The sequence below is a fragment of the Rheinheimera sp. genome, from assembly GCF_965283995.1.
Taxonomy (GTDB): Bacteria; Pseudomonadota; Gammaproteobacteria; order Enterobacterales; family Alteromonadaceae; genus Pararheinheimera.
On record NZ_CBDIQG010000001.1, the window covers coordinates 2,066,491 to 2,085,598 of the forward strand.

Here is a 19,108-nt window from a genome sequence, read left to right on the forward strand (position 1 = left end):
CAGATCAGCGCAGCATCGGATACGTCAGCAAGGAAAAATGCACCAAGTTGACGGCAAAATGCGTCAGTACCGCCACTTCTATGCGGCCGCTGCGCTGATAGGCCCAGCCGTAACCGAGGCTGGCGACTGCCGCCACGCAGGCATAAGCCCAGCCGCCGGCGAGATGGGCCAGGCCAAACAACAGGCTCACCAGCAGAATAGCCAACCAGGCCGCAGCACCTTGGTGGACACCGCGCCCTATCAAAGAATCGCGCAGCGGCCGTTGCAGCAGGCCACGGAACAACGCTTCTTCCGCCACACAAGTCAGCAGCAGATTACAGGCAACAAAACTCAGCCAGAACTCTGGCAGTTTCGGCGCAAACTGCACCAGCCCAAAACCCAATGCCAGCCCAAGCGCTGCAATAACCGTCAGCGGCAATACCGGCCAGAAGCCACGCCGATAGCGCTGCCATAAATCGCCTTGTTGTTGGGTTGGCCACAACGCAAACAGCAGGCAATATCCGGCCCAGCCTTTATCAAAATTGGCGTACAGCGTATAGGGGATAGCGTCGGGTGTCAGTTGCTGTGCATCGACCAGCAACGGGTTCTGCATGCCGGGCAGCCAATGCAGCGCAGTCGCCAGCGCGAGCAGTATCAGCAGCACCCAGCCGGCGCCCGTGAACCAACGCGGCGCACTGCAAAGAACCAGCCACAGCGCTAACGCAGCTTGCAGCAACAATACAGCGGCTGCACTGAGTGAGACCAGCTGGGCCTGCCAAGCCAGCCCTAACGCCAGCAAGGCAAAGCCTAAAGATCCCAGTGGCAGCGCGCCGGCTGGCAACCGGACTTTGAACCCAAGCGTCAACATCGCCAGTGCCAGCGCGACAAATGCAAACAGCGTCATGCTATTCCTCCATGAAAAACGCTGCCCAGCTTAACAAATTCAGCAACTTAGAGCGTGAATTTCAGGCAAACACCGTCACGGTTTGCCGGCTGATCGCCAGCAATGAGCCATCCGGCGCCCAGCATTTGGCTTCGATATGATGATAACCATCGGCGCCATGTTCGATATTGGCCAGATAAGACCACCAGTCGCTGCCGCTGAACGTTTGGGCCTGCGGCAATAATTCCAGTGTCCAGGTCAGCGAGCTGGCCGGCGCTGGTCCTTGCATCAGGCCAAGACTAACTGGCGGCCAGGCATCGACCAGTGCCAGCAGTTCCGGTACACCAACCTGCGACTGACCGTCACCGTGAAAGCGGATCTGGCCACCGAGGGTACGGCTTTTGCCGCCGCTGAACGGGGCGTTGCCTTGTTGGATCTGATAATCAAAATGCCGGGTAAATTCCGGCGCCATGTCGCTGTCCGGCAAGCGGATGCCGGGCGTTTGCCACTCAGGCGCGCGCGGCGCCGCAACCTGCAGGGCCGACTGACGTGGCGCACCAAAACTGGCCAGTGCGGCCAAAACAACCTGGCCTTGTTGCACGATCTCAACCTGCGCCTGCACCACCGATTTGCCCTGGCGTAAAATCTGCCGGCGCACCGTCGCCTCACCACTGTTCAGCGGCGCAACAAAAGACACCGAGACAGAGCGTAGCGGAATACCCGCCGGGATCGCGCCCTGCAGATGCGCCATGCCAAGCGCAGCTGCCATACCACCAAATACGGCGCGGCCCTGACCCCAATGGGCCGGCACATCGATCACCCGCTCATCGGCCGCAACCGCGGCGAATTGTTGCATCACATCAGCAAACTTCATGATAGATTCCTCTGCTTTTGGCCAAACGTCTGGCCCTACCAGTGTTATACCACGCTCAAGTCCGTCCCGAAAAGGAACCCGTTATGTCAAAAAAAGTTTATTGCCTCGCTCAATTTCAGCCAAAGGCTGGCAAAGAAGCTGAGTTATTCCGCGTATTACAGGGGTTAGAGCCCAACACGCTGCGCGAAGATGGTTGTCTGCAATATCGCGTGACGCGGCAGATCAGCTCCGACTTTGCGCCGGGTACTGGTTTCTCCATCGTCTTTAACGAAATCTGGGCCGACATGGCGGCGTTTGAAGCGCATTGTCAGCGCGCTGAGATCCAGCAGTTTTTCCAGACCTATTGCCTGGCAGAAGATGGTCTCGCTGCAGACTGGAACGTTTGTGTCTACAGCGACGAACCAGAACAGTACGACGCGCCGGCGCTGTAACAACCGGCGCATGCTCAGGTTCACCGGCGTTATTGGCCAGCAAGCAGCGCCTGATCTAAAGCGCGGGCGCGTTGTACCGCAGGCCGGGCGGCGAATCGTTGCAGATACGCGCTAATTTCCGCCGTCGCTTCGAGCAGACCAAACTGCGTCATCCAGCCCAGCGCAGTGCCCCACAGACAATCCACCGCAGTAAAGCGCTCCCCCAGGAACCATGGGCCAACACTTAACTGCGATCGCAGCCACTGCTCCACCGCAGCCACATCGCCATACGGGCTCATGCCACGCTGACCGGCATCGCGCTTCAGCGCTTTGTCGATCATCGCAGGCTCAAAACTGCTGCCATAAAATGCCAGCGCGCGCAGATAAGATCCACGCAGTGGCTCACCAACCGCCGGACTTAAGCCGGCTTCCGGCTTTAATTCTGCCAGAAACTGGTAAATCGCAACTTGTTCAGTCACCACCACCCCGTCGGCGATCAAGGTTGGCACTTTGCCCAGCGGATTGGCGGCCAGCAAGGCAGGACTTTTTTCCGGCGCTTTAAAGTCGACCAGTTCAAATTCTGCCGCCAAACCCAGCTCTTCCAGCAGGATCCGTACGCCAGCCGAACGGCTTTGCGGGTTATGAAATAATTTCAGTTGTGGGTGGTTCATCTGTCACTCCTTTGGCTAGCGCTTTGGTCAGGACGGCCAGCATGCCGCAGTGGCGTGACAAAAAACAGAGTGAGCAGGGTCAGCTGATGGCAATTTTCACCCGTCTTACGCCGGACAACGACAGGCAACGGTCTCTGAATTCAGCCAGACACCGGCCAACCACTGCCGCCCCTGTATCAACGGCAGCAATAAGTCGTTGTCGCTGCTGCAGATCGGGCCTTGCGCTAACGGCCCGGCGTAACGCAGTTGTTGTTGCTGATACCACAACACCAACGGTGTTGCCGGCAGCGCCGGGCCTTGCGCGCGCCACTGCTCCGGTGTGAGTTCCTGCAGTTGCAATGATGGCTGCTGGCGCTTTAACTGCTGCAGATGTGCCCGCGCGGCGCGGGCACAATAACAATCGGGATCAATCACCGCGATTAACACATTGTCAGCGGGGATCCGACGGCCAGCATCGAGCTGCTGCAACTGCCCCGCCGGGTCAAACACACCGTAATGTTGTTGTTCAAACCACGCCAGTGTGCCAAGCGAAGCTAAAGCCCAGCCCAGCAACAGCAGCGCGATCAGTGCCTGCTTAGCTGGTGTGGACAAAACGTTCAGCCCGCTGACTCAATTGTCCGGTAATAGCTTCAACATGATGGGCAATTTCAGTCACTTTAGCGCCTTGTACCTGCTGTTCACTGGCCAGCGTAATCAGTTCAGCGGTCGAGCGGGCGATCTCGGCGCTGGCGAGACCCTGCTGCTCTAAAGTGCGCGACATCAAATCCGCCGACCCGACAACCTGTTCTACCCGCTGCTGAATGCCGCTGAGCACCTGATGACTTTCACTGGCGGTGCTGACCGTGGCCTGCAGCTGTTGCAGCGATTGTTCCACCGCCGAGACGGATTCGTTGCTGCTTTGTACCAGCCGCGCAATCATTTGCTTGATTTCGTCGGTCGACTTGTGAGTTTTCGAGGCCAGGTTCCGCACTTCGTCAGCCACCACAGCAAAACCACGGCCCTGCTCACCGGCGCGCGCCGCTTCAATCGCGGCATTTAACGCTAATAAATTGGTTTGTTCCGCGATGGACTGGATCACATCCAACACGCCTTTAATCTCCGACGTTGAGCTGGCCATGCCATTCACTTTGACCTTGGTTTGTTCCAGCGTGCCAGACAAGTTGTTGATATTGCTAATTGTCTTATCCACTACGGCTTTCCCGTCGTTGGATGCCACTGACGAATCCTGTGCCAGCACTAACACTTCACGGGCAGATTCGCCCAGTTCCTGGATCGACATCGACATTTGTTCCGTCGCAGTCGCAATCCGCTCCACTTCCTGCAATTTATTGCTGATCCGATTGGATAAAGTACTGCCTTCGTAAACCAGAATTTCGGTCTCTTTGGTCAGGGTAGTGACTGCCGAATCAATGGTTTTCACCGTATCCTGCAAAGTGGTCATCACGTTGCTGAAGTTGCGGGTCAGCCGGGTTTCGATCTCAGGTTTGCCGCTGTGCAACCAGATGCGACCGTTCGCATCGACCATTTTCTCGGTGGTTTGCAGGAAAAACTCAGCCTGTTGCGCCTCTTTCAGACTGTTGCGGCAAATAATTACCAGCACCACGCTTTCAGCCACGACATAAGCAGCATGTAACAACACAATTTCCAGACTCAGTTCAGCCGGCGGCAGGACAAAAACCGAGCTGCCACCGGCCTGCAGCCACATAAATAACAAATGATGCACCGCAATAAACCCGGCAGCACTGAGCACCACCAGATAATCCCGAAATGCGATCAGAATGGCCAACAGGACAAAAATGCCAAAGTGCATTTCCAGCATGCCTTGCGATAAATGGATTTGCAGCGCGGCAAACAGCATGTAACTGATGCCATAAGAGATCCGCGTTAACTGCTGATCACCGAGCGAATTTAATAAAAACCAGGGGATCAGCGCTGCAGGCAAGCCAATCAGCAGCGTGGGCAGCCAGCTGCCAAAAATAAAACTGAATACCAGACTCAGTACCAACAGTCCGGCATTGACAAAGTTAGCGATTTGAAAGGCTTCGGCACGAAAATGATATTGCATAAAAACTCCGGAAACGTACTGGCCGCATCTACGTAGTGCGGTTCAGTCTGAGGGGCAGACACGACTATCAGCCTAGCATAATGGCTTCATTCTGTGTGGTGCCTGCCAAATTACGTCCCGAAAGTAAAAACTGATCAGCCGCGTGGGTTTAATACGCCACTGTAAAACGCTGACCGGTATGGGCCGGCAGCTCGGCTTCATTCAGCATTGCTACTGCGTAATCGCCGGTCGAGATCCGGCTGTGGCCTTCTGCGTCAGTCAGCAACATGTCGCCGCCTAAACGGAATTGACCGCTGGCAGCGCCCGGGAAAATCTCAGCAGCTGGTGATAAATAGCTCCAGGCCAGAGTCGTTTCAGACTGCAGTTGCTGCAGCGCAGCATAAGCGCCTTCAGCCGAACCGCGGTAAGCTGCCGGGAAATTCGGGCTGTCCAGTAACATACTGCCATCCGGCAATTGCAAAGATGCCGCGCCACCAACCAACAAAAAACGGCCAACAGCACTTTGTTTGACGGCCTGCAGAATGCTGGCGAAACCACGCTGGTAATAGCCGGACACGTCAGCATCACTGTGGCCACTGAACGCACTGATCACCAGAGGTTGCTGCTGCAGCCATGGCAGCAGCGCCTGACTGTCGAGTACGTCGACACTGACCACTTGCAGTTGCTGTGGATATTGTTGCTGTAACGCGGCCAGTTTGCCGGCATCACGCACCAGAGCCCGAACCTGATGACCACGTTGTAAGGCTTCTGACGTTAACGCACTACCGATAAATCCACTGGCACCAATAATGACGATTTGCATAATTTCACTCCGATAATTGTGGCTGATGTTGGCCGGCACCCGCTGGTGCGAACCGCTATGAACGCTATTATCGGCGGTTGATTAATGATGAAAAATAGCCCAATCTGCAATTCACTGTCATGATTATCAAAACAATCACATCGCAGGAGCACAGATGCTGGATTTAAACAGTCTGCAACTGGTGCAGGCACTCGCCCAGAGTGGCAGCTTCACCGCAGCCGCCGAACGCTTGGGCTGCACTAAAACCAAAATCAGTCTGCAAATTAAAACGCTGGAACAACAGCTTGGCGTCGCGTTGTTTCGCCGCACCACGCGGCAGGTCAGCCTGACTGCAGCCGGCGAGCAGCTGGTGGCGCAATGCCTGCCGCTCTTTGATCAGCTGCAACGTGAATTGCAGCAGCTGCAGCACCCCGATACTGCTTTGAGTGGCAAGCTGGTGCTGACTGCACCGGAAGATTATGCCAATCAAATTTTGTTACCGGTGCTGCTGGAATTCAGCCAGTTACATCCGGCGCTGCAGATCGAACTGCGCAGCAGCGATCAGGTGCGTGATTTAGTGCGCGAAGGGATAGATTTAGCGATCCGCGGCGGCTGGCTACGCGATTCCAGTTTAAAAGCACACAAACTGGGTGACTTTAATCAGTGGCTTTTGGCCACGCCACAATATCTGGCGCAGCACCCGCCGATAAAGCAACCGGCAGATCTCAGCACACATTCACTGATTGCCTTTAACCAGCTACGCACGCCATTGCATTGGTCCATGCGCAAGGCCGACCAACTGGCCGAGCTGCAGTTTCACAGCCGCTTCACAGTCAGTTCCACCGCCAGTATTCAGGCGTTGTTATTAAAACATGCCGGATTGGGGATTTTAACGGACTACACGGCAAAACCACTGATCGCAGCCGGGCAGCTGGTGCACTTGCTGCCAGACTGGCATTTGCCAGCCGGTGGCATTTTTGCAGTCTATCCGCCAGGCCCACATCGCCCGTTAAAAGTGCGGCGTTTTGTCGAACTGTTACAACAGCGTCTGCAGCATAGATAGTGGGTTGCAAAATTGTTATATTTCCAGCAAAGTAACATCTGCAACCAACCGATAAGGAGAAGTCGAATGCGTATGAAATTATTCAGCTGTGCCGCAGCCCTGCTGTTCAGCCTGCAGGCTCAGGCAGAACCCGCCACCCGTGCCACCATTGAAAAATTCCTGCAGGTCACCGAAGCAGCCAATATGATGGACCAGGCTTATCAAAACATGGATCAGATGAGCGCACAGATGCTTTCAGCCGGTGGTGTTGACCCGAAACAAGCTCAGCAAATGCAGCAATATATGGAAGAAGTAAACGCCTTAGTCCGGACGGAGCTTTCTTGGGACAAGATGGAAGAACCGATGATTGCGTTATATGGCAACGTGTTCAGCGAAGACGAATTGCAGGATATTATCGCGTTTTATCAGTCTGAGGCCGGCCAGAAAATGTTGAAACGTCAGCCGGAGCTGATGCAGGGTACCATGGTGATGATGCAGCAGCAGATGCAGCAATTAGTGCCAAAAATGAAAGCATTGATTGAGAAACAATCGAAACAACGCAAAGCCGCACAGCAAAAAGCGACGAATGAATAAACCCCGCAGCGGCCGTGGTAAATCGCGGCCGGCTGAACTAGCCTTGGCTTATTGCTCCTTCTACGCTGCCGGAGCCAGCCATGAAATATATTTGCAGCGTCCTGCTGCTCTGCCTGAGTAGTGGTTTGTCTGCCCATCCGGTGATTATTGAAACCAGTCTGTGGCCCGGCTTTACCAATGCTGACGGCTCTGGTGCTTATTTTGCGCTGGCACGGTTGGTGTTACCTGCTGCTGAATATCCGCTGGTGATCCGGCATAACCACCTGGGCCGCGCCTGGCTCGCCGTGCAACGCGGTCAGGCTGATTTATCTTTTGGTCTGACGCAGGCAGATATTCAGGCCTTTGCGCTGGAGTCATCCAATTTACCTTATGATGCAGATACCTTACTGGCGGTGTTTCAGCCCGTCCGGCTACACCCGACCGATCTGAGCAAACCCCGGCTGTCGTCACTGCAGCTGGGCTGGGAAAAATCATACAATTACGGCGCGGCGCTGCAGATCAATAATCAGGGCTATGAAGTGGACAGCCCGGCGCACGCTATCCAATTGCTTCTGGCGGGCCGGATTGATGTCTACCTGGCCGAGCGCGGCGATCTAGCCACCCCTGAGTTGCAGCAGCAATTGCAAAAATCCGGTCTGCAGCAACAATGGCTGGCCACAGTGCCGGTCTATGCCGGTTTCAGTCCTACCGATAAAGGCCGAAAGTTAAAGCAATTTTGGGATCTACGGATCCAACAGCTGGGGAAAAGCGGCGAATTGCAGCGCTTTTATCAAAGTTATCCGGTGTTACAGCCGCCTGCGCCGTTACTGCCGCCACCACGCTGAGCGACAGGCTTGAATCCGTTTGTCACGCAGCGTATGTTCTTACGCTGTTTTAGCCTGCGCAGGAACACGCTATGTATCAACTTTTTATCGCCGACAAAAACTATTCATCGTGGAGCTTGCGGCCCTGGCTGCTGCTGACGGAACTCGGCATCGCATTTACTGAACAACACAGCCGCTTTGACGGGCCGGTGAACCATGCGAAATTCCGCCATTTTGCACCGAACGGCAAAGTACCCTGCCTGCATCACGACGGCGAGGTGATTTGGGAATCTTTAGCAATTATCGAGTATCTGGCCGAGCGGCATCCGGGTGTCTGGCCGGCGGACAGCAAAGCCCGTGCTTTTGCCCGTTGCGCCGCCAGCGAAATGCACGCCGGCTTCAGCACCTTGCGCGGCACCTGCCCAATGAGCGTGGGTATCCGGGTAAAACTGCAGCAAATCAGCCCGGCGTTACAAGCCGATTTGGACCGGATCAGCGAATTGTGGCAACAAGGCTTACAGCAATTTGGCGGCCCGTTTCTGGCTGGCAGTGCGTTCAGCGCCGTCGATGCCTTTTTTGCGCCGGTGGCCTTTCGGGTGCAAAGTTACGGCTTGCCGTTACCCGCCGCGGCTCAGGCTTATGTTGACCGGTTGCTGCAGTTATCAGGCATGTTGGCGTGGCAACAAGCCGCATTGGCAGACCCATACCGCGAGCCATCGCACGAAGCGGAACCACTGCGGCATGGCCTATTGGTGGCGGACCTGCGATTATGAACAGGCAGTTATCGCTGTATCTTGACGTATTTCGGTTTATCGCAGCAGCACTGGTATTCTTGTCACATCTGCCACACTTTGTTGATGGCTATTTCTGGCAGCTGGCCGGTTTTGGCCATGAGGCTGTTGTGTTCTTTTTTGTCCTGTCCGGGTTTGTCATAGCATTTGTCTGCACGGAAAAACAAGAATCGGCATTTGACTATGTGATCAACAGAACGGTACGGATTTATTCAGTTGCCGTGCCGGCTATTCTGCTGACGTTTATGATCTATGCCTTTACCCAAGCCTACAACCCGGCAAGTATTACCGATCTCCAACCGACATTTTCCAGCATGGGGCAAACTCTTTTCAGCGCCCTGACATTTACCAATCAAAGCTGGATGGAAACGAGAATTCTCATTGATATGCCATATTGGTCAATGGGATACGAAGTATTGTATTACCTGTTCTTTGGCGTGGTTTTTTACATGACCGGTTGGCGTCGCTGGTTTTATCTGCTGCCAATTCTGCTGTTGATGGGGTTTAGTATTTTATTGTACCTGCCGGTATGGCTGGCCGGGGTCTGGTGCTTCCGGATAAAAGACCGGCTGCAGTTTAGCTTGCCAGTTGCAGTGATCGGTTTTTGCTTGTCTGTGATGGCCATCGCGGTCGGATCAACTGATGGATGGGAGCACAGCTTTAACGTGACTGCCAACATTGCCGGACAATGGATGCAACAAAGTCTGTTGCTGGAAACTGCGCAACATTTTTTCACTGATTATTTTTTAACGGTGTGTATCGTTATCCATATTTTGTGCGCGAACAAAATATGCAAATCCGTCGACTTCAATATATCAGCCAGGGTTCAGCGCTGGATCAGGGAAATATCAGCCCATACCTTTTCGCTGTACCTGTTGCATATGCCATTGTTATATCTGGTGAAAGCTGTTTTTCCGGCGACAGAACATCTGGCTGCAGCAATTGTGTCGGCCGTAGTATTGGTACCTGCTTTGATCTGGCTGATCAGCCGGCACATTGAATCGGCCAGAGCCGCGCAGCGCAATTGGCTGGGTATGCAGCTTACGCGGGTGTGGCAACGTTAAGTTTGTGTATTCTGGAAGATCGGAGTCTTTTTAAGCGGTAAGACTCCGTTGTCCCCTGCTTAACTGCGCTGTTGCTGCCAAATCAGATAAAGCCCACTGAGCATAATCACGGCCGCCCCCAGCAGCATGCTGGCGGTGGGCCAGACTTGCCATAGCACGATATCAAAGCCTAAACCCCAGACCAGCGCGGTGTATTCAAAAGGGGCAATGACCGAAGGCGGCGCCAGCCGGAACGCTTCGGTGATAAATACCTGGCCAATAGCGCCGGTGATACCAATCGCCAGAAAATACGGCCACAGTGACCATTGCAGCGGCTGCCAGTCCGGCAATGCCAGCAAACCGGCACCGATGCCAATCATCGTCATTAACCAGAACACCATATTGCCGGCGTAATCCGATTTCGCCAGCACCCGCACTGTGATCGCTGAAATGGCGTAACACAGGGCCGACAGCAGCGCCATCAGCGCACCGAGGCTTAGCAAGCCGTCACCGGACGGTTTAAGCATATAAATCACCGCCGCGAGGCCAATGACAATCGCTACCCACTGCCGGCTATTCACCTGATCTTTCAGCCACCAAACCGACAGCAACGTGATGATCAAAGGTGCGGCAAAGAAAATACTGTAAGTGTCTGCCAGCGATAACAAACTGACCGCATGGATAAAGGACGCCAGCATCACAATGCCAAGCACCGCACGCAGCAGATGCAAGGACCAGCGCGCCTGCAACAAATGCTGTAACCGGCCTGTGGTGGCTAACCAGAGCACAATAAAAGGCCAGGCGCAGGCAGCGCGGAAAAAGGTGATTTGCATGGCGCTGTAATGTTCGGTCAGCGTTTTCATCGCCGCGTCCATGCCGGAAAACATCAGCACAGCGAGCAGCATCGCCAGAATGCCTTTAACCGGATGGTCTTGCGGTTGCGTAGAATGAGACAAAGCGATACTCCGGCAAAAAACGCAAGCGTATCACAGTGGTTAGCTGCACACAGCAAGGTCAAAGGCCCGGCGCGCTCAGTCTGCGGAAAAAGCAGCTGAGCGGCCGCTGCCATGATGAAGTGAGTTAAATCCGGCGTCTGAACAATGCCAGCAACAACACGGCAAAACCCAGCGCCCCGCCGGAGCCACCGGAACTGCCATTATTGACTGGCGTCGTGGTGACAGTGCCTTTCACTTTAATCGAAAAGGTCACCACAGTACCCAAACCACGACTATCCATCACGCTGATGCTAAATTGCAGATCGGCGTCACGATTTGGTGCAACAAAGCTGGCGCTGTCGGTCGCCGCATTGCTCAGGGTCACGCTGTCGCCACTGACCTGCGTCCAGCTGTAAGTCAGCGCATCACCATCCGGATCTGTCCCTTCCGCTTTTAACGTGACCTGGGCACCGGCATTCACTTCAGTTGGGAAGCCAACTTTCACTTCCGGCTTGCGGTTTTGTTCGTTGTCGCGAATTTTCACCAACAAGCTGGCGCGGTCCGCCACCACAGTGCCGCTGAGCTGCAAGGTCAGCTGTTCTTCGTTTTCCAGCAGGCTGTCGTCAATCGGTGACAGCGTGATGGACTTATCTGCGGTGTCGCCGTCTGCCCAGCTCAGTTCGCCGCTAATTTGCTGAATATCAGTGCCGGCTTTGGCGCTGTCATCTTTGAGTTGATAACTGATGGTAAGCGCGCCGCTGCTGCCGGCAAAGCGGCCAATTTTGACGCTGACCGGACCAGCATTTTCTTCCAGCGTCACAGTGCTGAGCTGAAAACCGGCCGCACCTTGTTGCGCTGCAGCGCTGCCGACCGTCACCTGATGATAAGACGGCGTGGTCAGCGTCAGACCATTTTGCGGATCAAACAAACGGACAAAAAAGCTGGCATGGCCGGCCCATTGCGTGCTGGTCGCGATACGGATCGTTTTGTCCGCATGGTCATCGGCCGCCCAGCTCAGCCGGCCTTTGGCCAATTGCGTGAGTTGCCCCGTCAGGCCAAAGCCATTTAACGTCTCCCAGCCGACACTGACAGCGCCGCTGCCGGCCGGCCGGCGTACACTCAGCACTGCCGACTCACCCGATTTGACCGAACTGCCGGCAGTAGCAAAACTGACCTGACCGGCGGCACTTTGCCTTGTCTGATCGCGCAGTACATACAAACCGCTGTTGATGTCGGCAGAAATAATCAGCCCCGACGGCAAAAACGGATAAGTACCCCAAACGCCGTTAAAGGCGGCGTTGTCACTGGCAGGGAAGGAGTCAAAATAACCGGCTTCCTGCGGATTCAATGGGTTGCTGATATCCAGAATGCTGGTGCCGCGCTGGTAGTTGGAAAAATAATAGCGGTTACCACGGGCATAGCCGTTATGGTCAATGGCTGCTGTCGGGCCCGTCCATTCTTTGACAATGACCGGCTGCTGCAGGTTGTCGACGTTCATCACGCGGATCGTGGTATTGAGGCCAAAGTTTGTCTCATCCAACTCGTCGTGAATAAACACGTACCGCTTATCTTCCGTCCACCAGCCGGAATGCACGTAACTGGCTTGTGGGTAAGTCAATTCTGCAAGCGCACCAGCACCGGTTAAATCGCTGATGTTCCACAGCCGTACCGATTTCTCATTAAAATCAATCAGCAGACTGCAGGCGCTACGCTGGCAGCTCTGCGTGGCGCGGCTGTCTTCAATCAGCATCGACGTCGCATCATGGGTATAGTCGGCCCGGGTGCCATTACTGTGCAGAAAATAAGGCGTCAGCGTAGTCGGATTTTTCAGACCGTAACTGGTAAAAGCACCACCGACCGCTTTTTGTCCAACAATATGTAGTGCCGGCTCTAGCCCTTCCAGCGTTGTATTCGTTGTGTAGTCGACATGGCTGATATACAGGCTATGCGCCGACGTCACCGCCTGATCGGCCGACACCAGCTGTGCCGAAACCGGCAGCTGATTCAAATCGATAATCTGAATATTGTCGGTACCTTCCGAACTGACGTAGGCATAAGCCCGCCAGCGCGCCAGGCTGTTATCGTAAAACTGCAGCACTTTCATATCGCGCCACAGCGTGCGGCTGCCGGCAATACTGCCCACTTCTTTTGGCGAGGCCGGATCGGCCAGACTGAACACCGCAGTGCCGGTATCCAGGCCGATAATGGCGTATTCAGTGCCGGTATTGAGGTCGGTATGACCCCAGATATTATTGGCAGAATTCGGTTTGAGCTTCATGTCGGTCAGTGCAATATGGCTGACCAAATCAATGTTTTTACAAGGATAAATGCCGGCTTTGCCATCGACACAAGGCGTGGGCCCCTGGCTTTGCTGCAGTTGCTGCTGGGTATGTTCCAGCGCGGCACTATCGGCAAAACGCTGCGCGAAACCGTCGTTGACCACGACAAATCCTTGCAGCTGCAGCTGGCCGATATAAGCATCCGGTACGCCGGTCAGAATGGTCGGGTTGATGCCGGGAGCCTGGTCCAGGAAATGGTCAAACTTGTTGTAACCGCCCAGCACCGGCACCAGCTTGCTGCTCAGATAAAATAAATCGTCGGCGCTTTGCACCTGATATGTCCCTTCAGCCACCAACACCCGGTCGCCTTTACTGGCTTGCTGTACCGCGTAGCTGATGCTCTGACAGGCGCGCACCGGGCTGTCACAGCGCCCCGCATCTTTGCCGGTCGGCGTCACAAAGCGGGCGCGGTCATGTTCAGCATGGCTGAAGGCCGCTGCGCTAAACAGCAAACTGGCGAGCACAGTGATCTGACGAAAAGTTGGGCGATGTGACATGTGATGACTCCGGCGAAGCAGGTAAAAGCGTTGCGTTTTACCAAGGTTTTGTTACTGTGATCCCAAAGCTTTATATAAATACGAAAATGCAAAACAGTAAACAAATTATTAATTTTTGTATGATTTTTCTGCTGACCTGCCTGACCGGTTGCCAACCGCAAAGCTCGGCACCACTGCAATTACAGCTGCAATGGCAAGGCCAGCCGCTGCGCTGCGATTCCAACCTGACGCTGAACGGCCAGACGTTTCAGCTGGCGCAGTTACAGCTGTTTTTAAGCGATTTCAGCCAGACTAAGCCAATTGCGCTGACGCCAGGACCTTACAGCAATGACAGGCTGGTGCTGCTTGGCATCGACTGCCAGAGCAACGACGCTGGTCAGTGGCACATTCCACTGGCAACTGCCTTAACGCCAGGTCCACTTAGCTTCACGTTGGGGGTGCCGGCACCACTGAATCATCAGAATCCGTTACAGGCACAAGCGCCGCTGCAGCAAACCGATATGCACTGGAGCTGGCAACACGGCTATAAATTCCTGCGGCTCGATCTGACCGGCGCCGCCAACTGGTCGCTGCATCTGGGCTCTACCGGCTGCAGCGGCCCCAGTGTGATGCGTGCTCCAACCACGCCTTGCCAGCAGCCCAACCAAATACAAGTCAATTTGCAGTATAGCGGGCAGCCGCAGTTGGTCCTTGACCTCGCGCCCTTGCTGCAGGATTTTGGCGCAAACGGGGAGAATTCCTGTATGTCGGATCGGCAAACCCGCAGTTGCCAGCAGTTATTGCCGCGGCTCGGTGTTGGCGCCAGCGCCGTGGAAGGCTTATGGCAATGACGCTAAGCCCGCCCGCAGTGATAAAAGCCGCGGCCTTGCTAATGCTGGTCGGATTGCTTGGCAGCTGCACGCCGGCGCCACAGCCGTATCAATGGCCACTGCCTGAAGGCTTTCCGAAACCCGCAGTACCAGCAGAAAATCCGATGTCCGCCGCCAAAGCTGAACTGGGCCGGTATTTATTTTATGACAAAGCCTTATCCGGTAATGGCCAGCAAAGCTGTGCCAGTTGCCATCAACAGGCCTTTGCCTTTGCCGAACCTCAGGCTGTTTCCGCCGGCAGCACCGGCGAGCGACACCGGCGTAATGCGCTGGCGCTGGTCAACGTGGCCTACAACAAAACGCTGACCTGGGCGCACCCGGATCTGCAGCAGATTGAACAGCAGCTGCTGATCCCGATGTTCGGCGAGCAGCCGGTTGAACTCGGCATCAGCGGCCATGAACAGCAAGTGCTGCAACAACTGCAGCGTGGGCCTTATCCGGCGCTGTTTGCCGACGCTTTTGGCGATGAAGACGCTAATTTCCAGCGCGTAACTCAGGCTCTCGCCAGCTTTGTCCGCAGTCTGATTTCGCTACAGGCACCGTTTGACCGCTATGCCTATCAAGGCGATGACAGCGCCTTAACGCCGCAGCAAATCGACGGCATGAATCTGTTTTTCTCGGAACGGCTGGAATGTCATCATTGTCACGGCGGTTTTAACTTCACCCAGTCGACCAGCCATGAAAAGCAGCCGCTAGACCGGCGGCCTTTTCACAATACCGGCTTATATTTCACCGGCCGCCAGCAAGTGGCAGGGCAAGGTTATCCGGATAAAGATCGCGGTTTAGCTGAACTAACGATGCAACCCGATGATGACGGTCGCTTTCGGGCACCGACGCTGCGCAACATCGCGCTGACCGCGCCTTATATGCATGACGGCAGTGTCGCGACGCTGGAGCAGGTGCTTGATTTGTATCAACAAGGTGGGCGCAATACCCGCGAGGGGCAATGGACAGGCGATGGTCGACTGCATCCGGCCAAAAGCAATTTTGTGAAAGGTTTTGATTTAACACAGGAAGAGCGGGCCGCCGTGCTGGCCTTTTTACAAAGCCTGACCGACCCGCATTTTATTACCAACCCAGCCTATGCCGATCCGTGGCCGGCCCAATAAAGCCAGACTTCAGGTCCCAACCCTGAAGCCTGAACTAACCCTGCCGGTACTTGCGTTACATCTCTTCCAGTTGTTTGCCGCGCGTTTCGCTGACAAAACGCATAACAAAAAACAGACTGATCAGCGCCGACAGCGCATAAAAACCATAAGCTCCGGCGAGGCCAACCGAACCCAATAAGATCGGGAACGTCATCGTGATCGCAAAGTTCGCCAGCCACTGCGCACTGGCAGCCACCGCCAGCGCCGCACCACGGATGCGGTTATTAAACATCTCACCAAGCAGCACCCAGACCACCGGCCCCCAGCTGATGCCAAAAAACACCACAAACAAATTCGCCGTAACGAGTGCCAGCAAACCGGTTTGGTCGGTCAACTGCAGTTTACCGGCAGCATCGAGGCCGGCAGTACCAAAAATAATCGCCAATACCGCCAGGCTGATAAACATGCCAGCGCTGCCGACCAGTAACAAAGGCCGGCGGCCGACTTTATCAATCAGCGCAATGGCGACAAAAGTGGACACAATATTGGTGGTGCCGGCCACGATATTAATGAACAGTGACTGTGATTCATCAAAACCGGCGGCTTGCCACAGCTCTGCACCGTAATAAAACACCACATTAATGCCGACAAATTGCTGAAACACTGACAAGGCAATACCAACCCAGATCACCGGATGAACCTTGCGGCTACCGGCTACAAGAAAATCCGCCAGCCCCGGTTTGGTTTCACCGGCCAAAGATTGCTGCACCAAAGCGATTTGTGCCGCTTCGCTGCCCGGACAAATCCGGCTGAATACTTGCTGCGCCTGTAGCAGCCGGCCTTGCGCCACCAGATAACGCGGCGATTCCGGGATAAAAAACACGCCAAGTAAAAACAAGATGGACGGGAACAGTTCCATCCAGAACATCCAGCGCCACGCCGGTAACCCGAGCCAGAATAGGGCTTCAGCACTGCCGGCGCTCGCCGCGATCAGGTAATTGCTGACAAAGGCGGCAAACAAGCCCAGCACTATCGCCAGTTGCTGTAAAGTCGCCAGCCGGCCACGATAGGCTGGTGGTGCCACTTCAGAGATATAAGCCGGAACCAGCACCGATGCCCCGCCAATCGCCAGTCCGCCCAATAGCCGGTACCAGATAAATTCGGCGGCGCTGTTGGCATCGCCTGAACCCCAGGCGCTGATGGCGAACACCAGCGCCGTGATCAGCATCACCGGTTTGCGGCCATAGCGATCCGCGGCCGGCCCTGCCAGTAAAGCGCCGAGCGCGCAGCCCAATAACACCGAGGCCACATTAAAACCGGTGGCGACAGAATCAGACTGAAAGGCTTTGCTGAGCGCAGTGACAGTGCCGTTGATCACGCCCGAGTCAAAACCAAACAGGAAACCGCCAATCGCGGCCACTGCCGAGATAAAAGTGATGTACAACAGCGTGCCAGCCGAACTGGCGGGCGGCTCGCTGCTCTGGCGGGCAGAGTGCGGGCGTGCAGAGTGCTCGCAGTGTGAAGAGAGCGGGCGCGACGGCGCGCCAGTGACGGATGACGTCATCGGGTCGTTTCCTTATCAAGCGATTGAAGACAGCGGTGTGGAGGCTGGTACCGGACTGCGCGCAGACAGTGCGGTACCAGCGCTTGTTAACCTTTGCGGTTTAGCCGGCGTATTTCAGCAGAATTTTGTCGCGACTCAGCCGCTCATGGCTGATGTTAAAATTACTGCGGAAGACCTCCAGCAAGCCATTCACATCACCTGTTTTAAACATACCGGCGACATGGATAGTTTTCAGCTTGGCATCATCGGCCAGCTCAAACTGAATATCGGTATAACGGCTGATCTCAGCCAGCGCATCCTGCAGATTTTCACCGCGGAAAATCAGATTGCCGGAGCGCCACGACAAACTAGCAGCCAGTTCCACCGCGTCGATTTTCTGCACCTGTTCGCGCGCTTTACCACGAGGGTCCAAATCAACCCGCTCGCCTTTGGAAATGGCCAAAGCGGTTTGTGGCAACCGTTTTGCCAGTGCCTGCGGCGTTGGCATGTCGACACCGGCATTGCTGCCGACCAATACTTTGCCGTCAGTGACAATCAGTTCAACATGGTCCTGCCGTAAATCAACGTTAAACGCCGTGCCGACTGCCTGAATGATCTTGCCACCGGCAATGACACTGAGTGGCCGTGATGTATCATGCGCCACGTCGATATTGATTTCACCGCGCTGCAGTTCAATCACCCGGGCGCCCGCGCTATAGCGCACCACGACAAAACTATTGGTATTCAGCACCAGCTTGCTGTGGTCGGGTAATTCAATAGTATTGTTTTCGCCAACGCGCGTCTGATAAGTCGCCTCCATCGCCACCACGGCAGAGGATGGGTCTGTATTCAACTGACTCAGATCACCCCGATAGAAAAACGCGCCAAGCAGCAGTACCGCTGCCGCAGAGGCGGCCACCGCCAGACCACTCAGTGGCCGGCGCTGTTGACTGATTTTCGGCTCTACCGCCGGAAACAAGTCAGATAACCGGCTCAGCGCATCCATTTTGTCCCATAGTTTGGCGACTTCAAACAGCGTTTGCTGGTTTAACGCAGACGCCGCCAGCCATTGCTGTAACGCCTGTTGTTCTTCAGTTTGCAGTTCCCGGTCTATCCGGGCGATCCATTCACAGGCCTGTTCCAGACGCTGCGCTTCCAGCACTGATTGCTGGCGTTTCGACTGCAGATGGATCTGGTGAATATTACTCATAGGATCCTCCTCTTGATTGTCGCTTCGCGTGTTGCTGGCCCTGTCCGGTTTCGCCACCCGTTGCTTTACGCATAAACAGCGTGCAACTTTTTAACCCGGTGGCGATATGTTTTTCGACTGTACTTTCACTGATGCGTAGATTGGCTGCTATTTCCCGCTGCGAATAGCCATAAACCTTTTTCAGCACAAATACTTTGCGGCACTGCAACGGCAGTTGCCGTACCGCTTCACAAAAATGGCCAAACTCGCTGCCCGACAAGACCTGGTCATACACTTCATCCCGGCAGTTGTCTGATAATAGCTGGTCCAGCAGTTCAGCGTCTTCGACGTGGTCCACATGGCGCACATTGGCCTGTTTGTGGTAATCCAGCGCCAGATTGCGCGCGACGGTAAACATAAAAGATTTCGGCGAGCTAATTTGCGTTTTATCTTCAATCTGGCAAATCCGCACATAAGTTTCCTGCACGATGTCTTCGATTTCGTGCGGCGGAACTATTCTGGACACCGCGCGGTAAATGCCACGCCGCGATGCCAGATAGATCTTGTAAAATAATGAATCGTTTGACATTTTTCCCCGTTTTTTCTGTTTTTTATTGGTTATCAGGCCAAAATTTGCAGTTGTTGTTCTATGCAACGAATCTGCTTATCAGCTACAGACGAAACAGCCGGGGAAAATCCGCCAGTACGACCG

At 54.9% G+C, this 19,108-nt stretch carries 19 protein-coding genes; 8 read left to right on the top strand and 11 right to left on the bottom strand.

Annotation, left to right across the window (positions count from 1 at the left end):
- Nucleotides 1–4: 4 nt before the first annotated feature.
- Together ACQ66Q_RS09450 and ACQ66Q_RS09455 are read right to left on the bottom strand one after the other, a co-directional pair.
- Nucleotides 5–883, bottom strand: a complete 879-nt coding sequence (locus tag ACQ66Q_RS09450) for a CPBP family intramembrane glutamic endopeptidase (RefSeq protein ID WP_430456564.1) — start codon at nt 881–883, stop codon at nt 5–7.
- Nucleotides 884–944: 61 nt separating this feature from the next.
- Complete coding sequence (locus ACQ66Q_RS09455) at nt 945–1,736, bottom strand: acyl-CoA thioesterase (protein ID WP_430456565.1); 792 nt, start codon at nt 1,734–1,736, stop codon at nt 945–947.
- A gap of 83 nt (nt 1,737–1,819) precedes the next feature.
- Between ACQ66Q_RS09455 and ACQ66Q_RS09460 the strand changes: the two genes are divergently transcribed.
- Nucleotides 1,820–2,167, top strand: a complete 348-nt coding sequence (locus tag ACQ66Q_RS09460; RefSeq protein WP_430456566.1) for a putative quinol monooxygenase — start codon at nt 1,820–1,822, stop codon at nt 2,165–2,167.
- Between the two features lie 29 nt (nt 2,168–2,196).
- Here ACQ66Q_RS09460 and ACQ66Q_RS09465 read toward each other — a convergent pair whose 3' ends face one another.
- The 4 genes from ACQ66Q_RS09465 to ACQ66Q_RS09480 all read right to left on the bottom strand — a co-directional run bounded on the left by ACQ66Q_RS09465 (nt 2,197) and on the right by ACQ66Q_RS09480 (nt 5,684).
- Nucleotides 2,197–2,817 (bottom strand): glutathione S-transferase family protein, encoded by a 621-nt coding sequence (locus ACQ66Q_RS09465; RefSeq protein WP_430456567.1) that lies wholly within the window; start codon nt 2,815–2,817, stop codon nt 2,197–2,199.
- A 105-nt stretch (nt 2,818–2,922) separates the two neighbouring features.
- The gene (locus tag ACQ66Q_RS09470; protein ID WP_430456568.1) at nt 2,923–3,408 is read right to left on the bottom strand and encodes a DUF6436 domain-containing protein; all 486 of its coding nucleotides are present in this window, start codon (nt 3,406–3,408) and stop codon (nt 2,923–2,925) included.
- Complete coding sequence (locus ACQ66Q_RS09475; RefSeq protein ID WP_430456569.1) at nt 3,392–4,882, bottom strand: methyl-accepting chemotaxis protein; 1,491 nt, start codon at nt 4,880–4,882, stop codon at nt 3,392–3,394. The genes ACQ66Q_RS09470 and ACQ66Q_RS09475 overlap by 17 nt, the downstream gene beginning before the upstream one ends.
- Nucleotides 4,883–5,030: 148 nt before the next feature.
- Nucleotides 5,031–5,684, bottom strand: coding sequence for an NAD(P)-dependent oxidoreductase (locus tag ACQ66Q_RS09480; RefSeq protein WP_430456570.1), 654 nt, complete (start codon nt 5,682–5,684; stop codon nt 5,031–5,033).
- A gap of 154 nt (nt 5,685–5,838) precedes the next feature.
- On the opposite strand from ACQ66Q_RS09480, the gene ACQ66Q_RS09485 reads away from it, so the two are divergent.
- The 5 genes from ACQ66Q_RS09485 (at nt 5,839) to ACQ66Q_RS09505 (ending at nt 9,957) form a co-directional block, all read left to right on the top strand.
- Nucleotides 5,839–6,726, top strand: a complete 888-nt coding sequence (locus ACQ66Q_RS09485) for a LysR family transcriptional regulator (RefSeq protein ID WP_430456571.1) — start codon at nt 5,839–5,841, stop codon at nt 6,724–6,726.
- A 66-nt stretch (nt 6,727–6,792) separates the two neighbouring features.
- Complete coding sequence (locus ACQ66Q_RS09490; protein WP_430456572.1) at nt 6,793–7,299, top strand: DUF2059 domain-containing protein; 507 nt, start codon at nt 6,793–6,795, stop codon at nt 7,297–7,299.
- A gap of 80 nt (nt 7,300–7,379) precedes the next feature.
- The gene (locus ACQ66Q_RS09495) at nt 7,380–8,123 is read left to right on the top strand and encodes a hypothetical protein (RefSeq protein ID WP_430456573.1); all 744 of its coding nucleotides are present in this window, start codon (nt 7,380–7,382) and stop codon (nt 8,121–8,123) included.
- Between the two features lie 71 nt (nt 8,124–8,194).
- Nucleotides 8,195–8,875: a glutathione S-transferase family protein gene (locus tag ACQ66Q_RS09500; protein WP_430456574.1), complete on the top strand. Its 681-nt coding sequence runs from the start codon at nt 8,195–8,197 to the stop codon at nt 8,873–8,875.
- Nucleotides 8,872–9,957: an acyltransferase family protein gene (locus ACQ66Q_RS09505; protein ID WP_430456575.1), complete on the top strand. Its 1,086-nt coding sequence runs from the start codon at nt 8,872–8,874 to the stop codon at nt 9,955–9,957. Before ACQ66Q_RS09500 ends, ACQ66Q_RS09505 begins: the two co-directional genes overlap by 4 nt.
- A gap of 59 nt (nt 9,958–10,016) precedes the next feature.
- On the opposite strand, the gene ACQ66Q_RS09510 is transcribed toward ACQ66Q_RS09505, so the two are convergent.
- Both ACQ66Q_RS09510 and ACQ66Q_RS09515 read right to left on the bottom strand, forming a co-directional pair.
- Nucleotides 10,017–10,892 (bottom strand): DMT family transporter, encoded by an 876-nt coding sequence (locus ACQ66Q_RS09510; RefSeq protein WP_430456576.1) that lies wholly within the window; start codon nt 10,890–10,892, stop codon nt 10,017–10,019.
- Between the two features lie 124 nt (nt 10,893–11,016).
- Nucleotides 11,017–13,707 (bottom strand): choice-of-anchor B family protein, encoded by a 2,691-nt coding sequence (locus tag ACQ66Q_RS09515; RefSeq protein WP_430456577.1) that lies wholly within the window; start codon nt 13,705–13,707, stop codon nt 11,017–11,019.
- A 119-nt stretch (nt 13,708–13,826) separates the two neighbouring features.
- Here ACQ66Q_RS09515 and ACQ66Q_RS09520 point away from each other — a divergent pair, with 119 nt between their 5' ends.
- Nucleotides 13,827–14,537 (top strand): MbnP family copper-binding protein, encoded by a 711-nt coding sequence (locus ACQ66Q_RS09520; protein ID WP_430456578.1) that lies wholly within the window; start codon nt 13,827–13,829, stop codon nt 14,535–14,537.
- Nucleotides 14,528–15,685 carry an MbnH family di-heme enzyme gene (locus ACQ66Q_RS09525; RefSeq protein WP_430456579.1) on the top strand — a complete coding sequence of 386 codons (1,158 nt, stop codon included), beginning with the start codon at nt 14,528–14,530 and terminating at the stop codon, nt 15,683–15,685. The genes ACQ66Q_RS09520 and ACQ66Q_RS09525 overlap by 10 nt, the downstream gene beginning before the upstream one ends.
- Nucleotides 15,686–15,740: 55 nt before the next feature.
- Here the strand turns inward: ACQ66Q_RS09525 and ACQ66Q_RS09530 are convergent, their stop codons facing one another.
- The 3 genes from ACQ66Q_RS09530 to ACQ66Q_RS09540 all read right to left on the bottom strand — a co-directional run bounded on the left by ACQ66Q_RS09530 (nt 15,741) and on the right by ACQ66Q_RS09540 (nt 18,985).
- Complete coding sequence (locus tag ACQ66Q_RS09530; RefSeq protein ID WP_430456580.1) at nt 15,741–17,228, bottom strand: sugar porter family MFS transporter; 1,488 nt, start codon at nt 17,226–17,228, stop codon at nt 15,741–15,743.
- Between the two features lie 100 nt (nt 17,229–17,328).
- A complete protein-coding gene (locus tag ACQ66Q_RS09535; protein ID WP_430456581.1) occupies nt 17,329–18,417 on the bottom strand; it encodes a FecR family protein in 1,089 nt (362 codons plus the stop codon).
- Nucleotides 18,410–18,985 carry an RNA polymerase sigma factor gene (locus ACQ66Q_RS09540; RefSeq protein WP_208932658.1) on the bottom strand — a complete coding sequence of 192 codons (576 nt, stop codon included), beginning with the start codon at nt 18,983–18,985 and terminating at the stop codon, nt 18,410–18,412. Before ACQ66Q_RS09540 ends, ACQ66Q_RS09535 begins: the two co-directional genes overlap by 8 nt.
- Nucleotides 18,986–19,108: the final 123 nt, after the last annotated feature.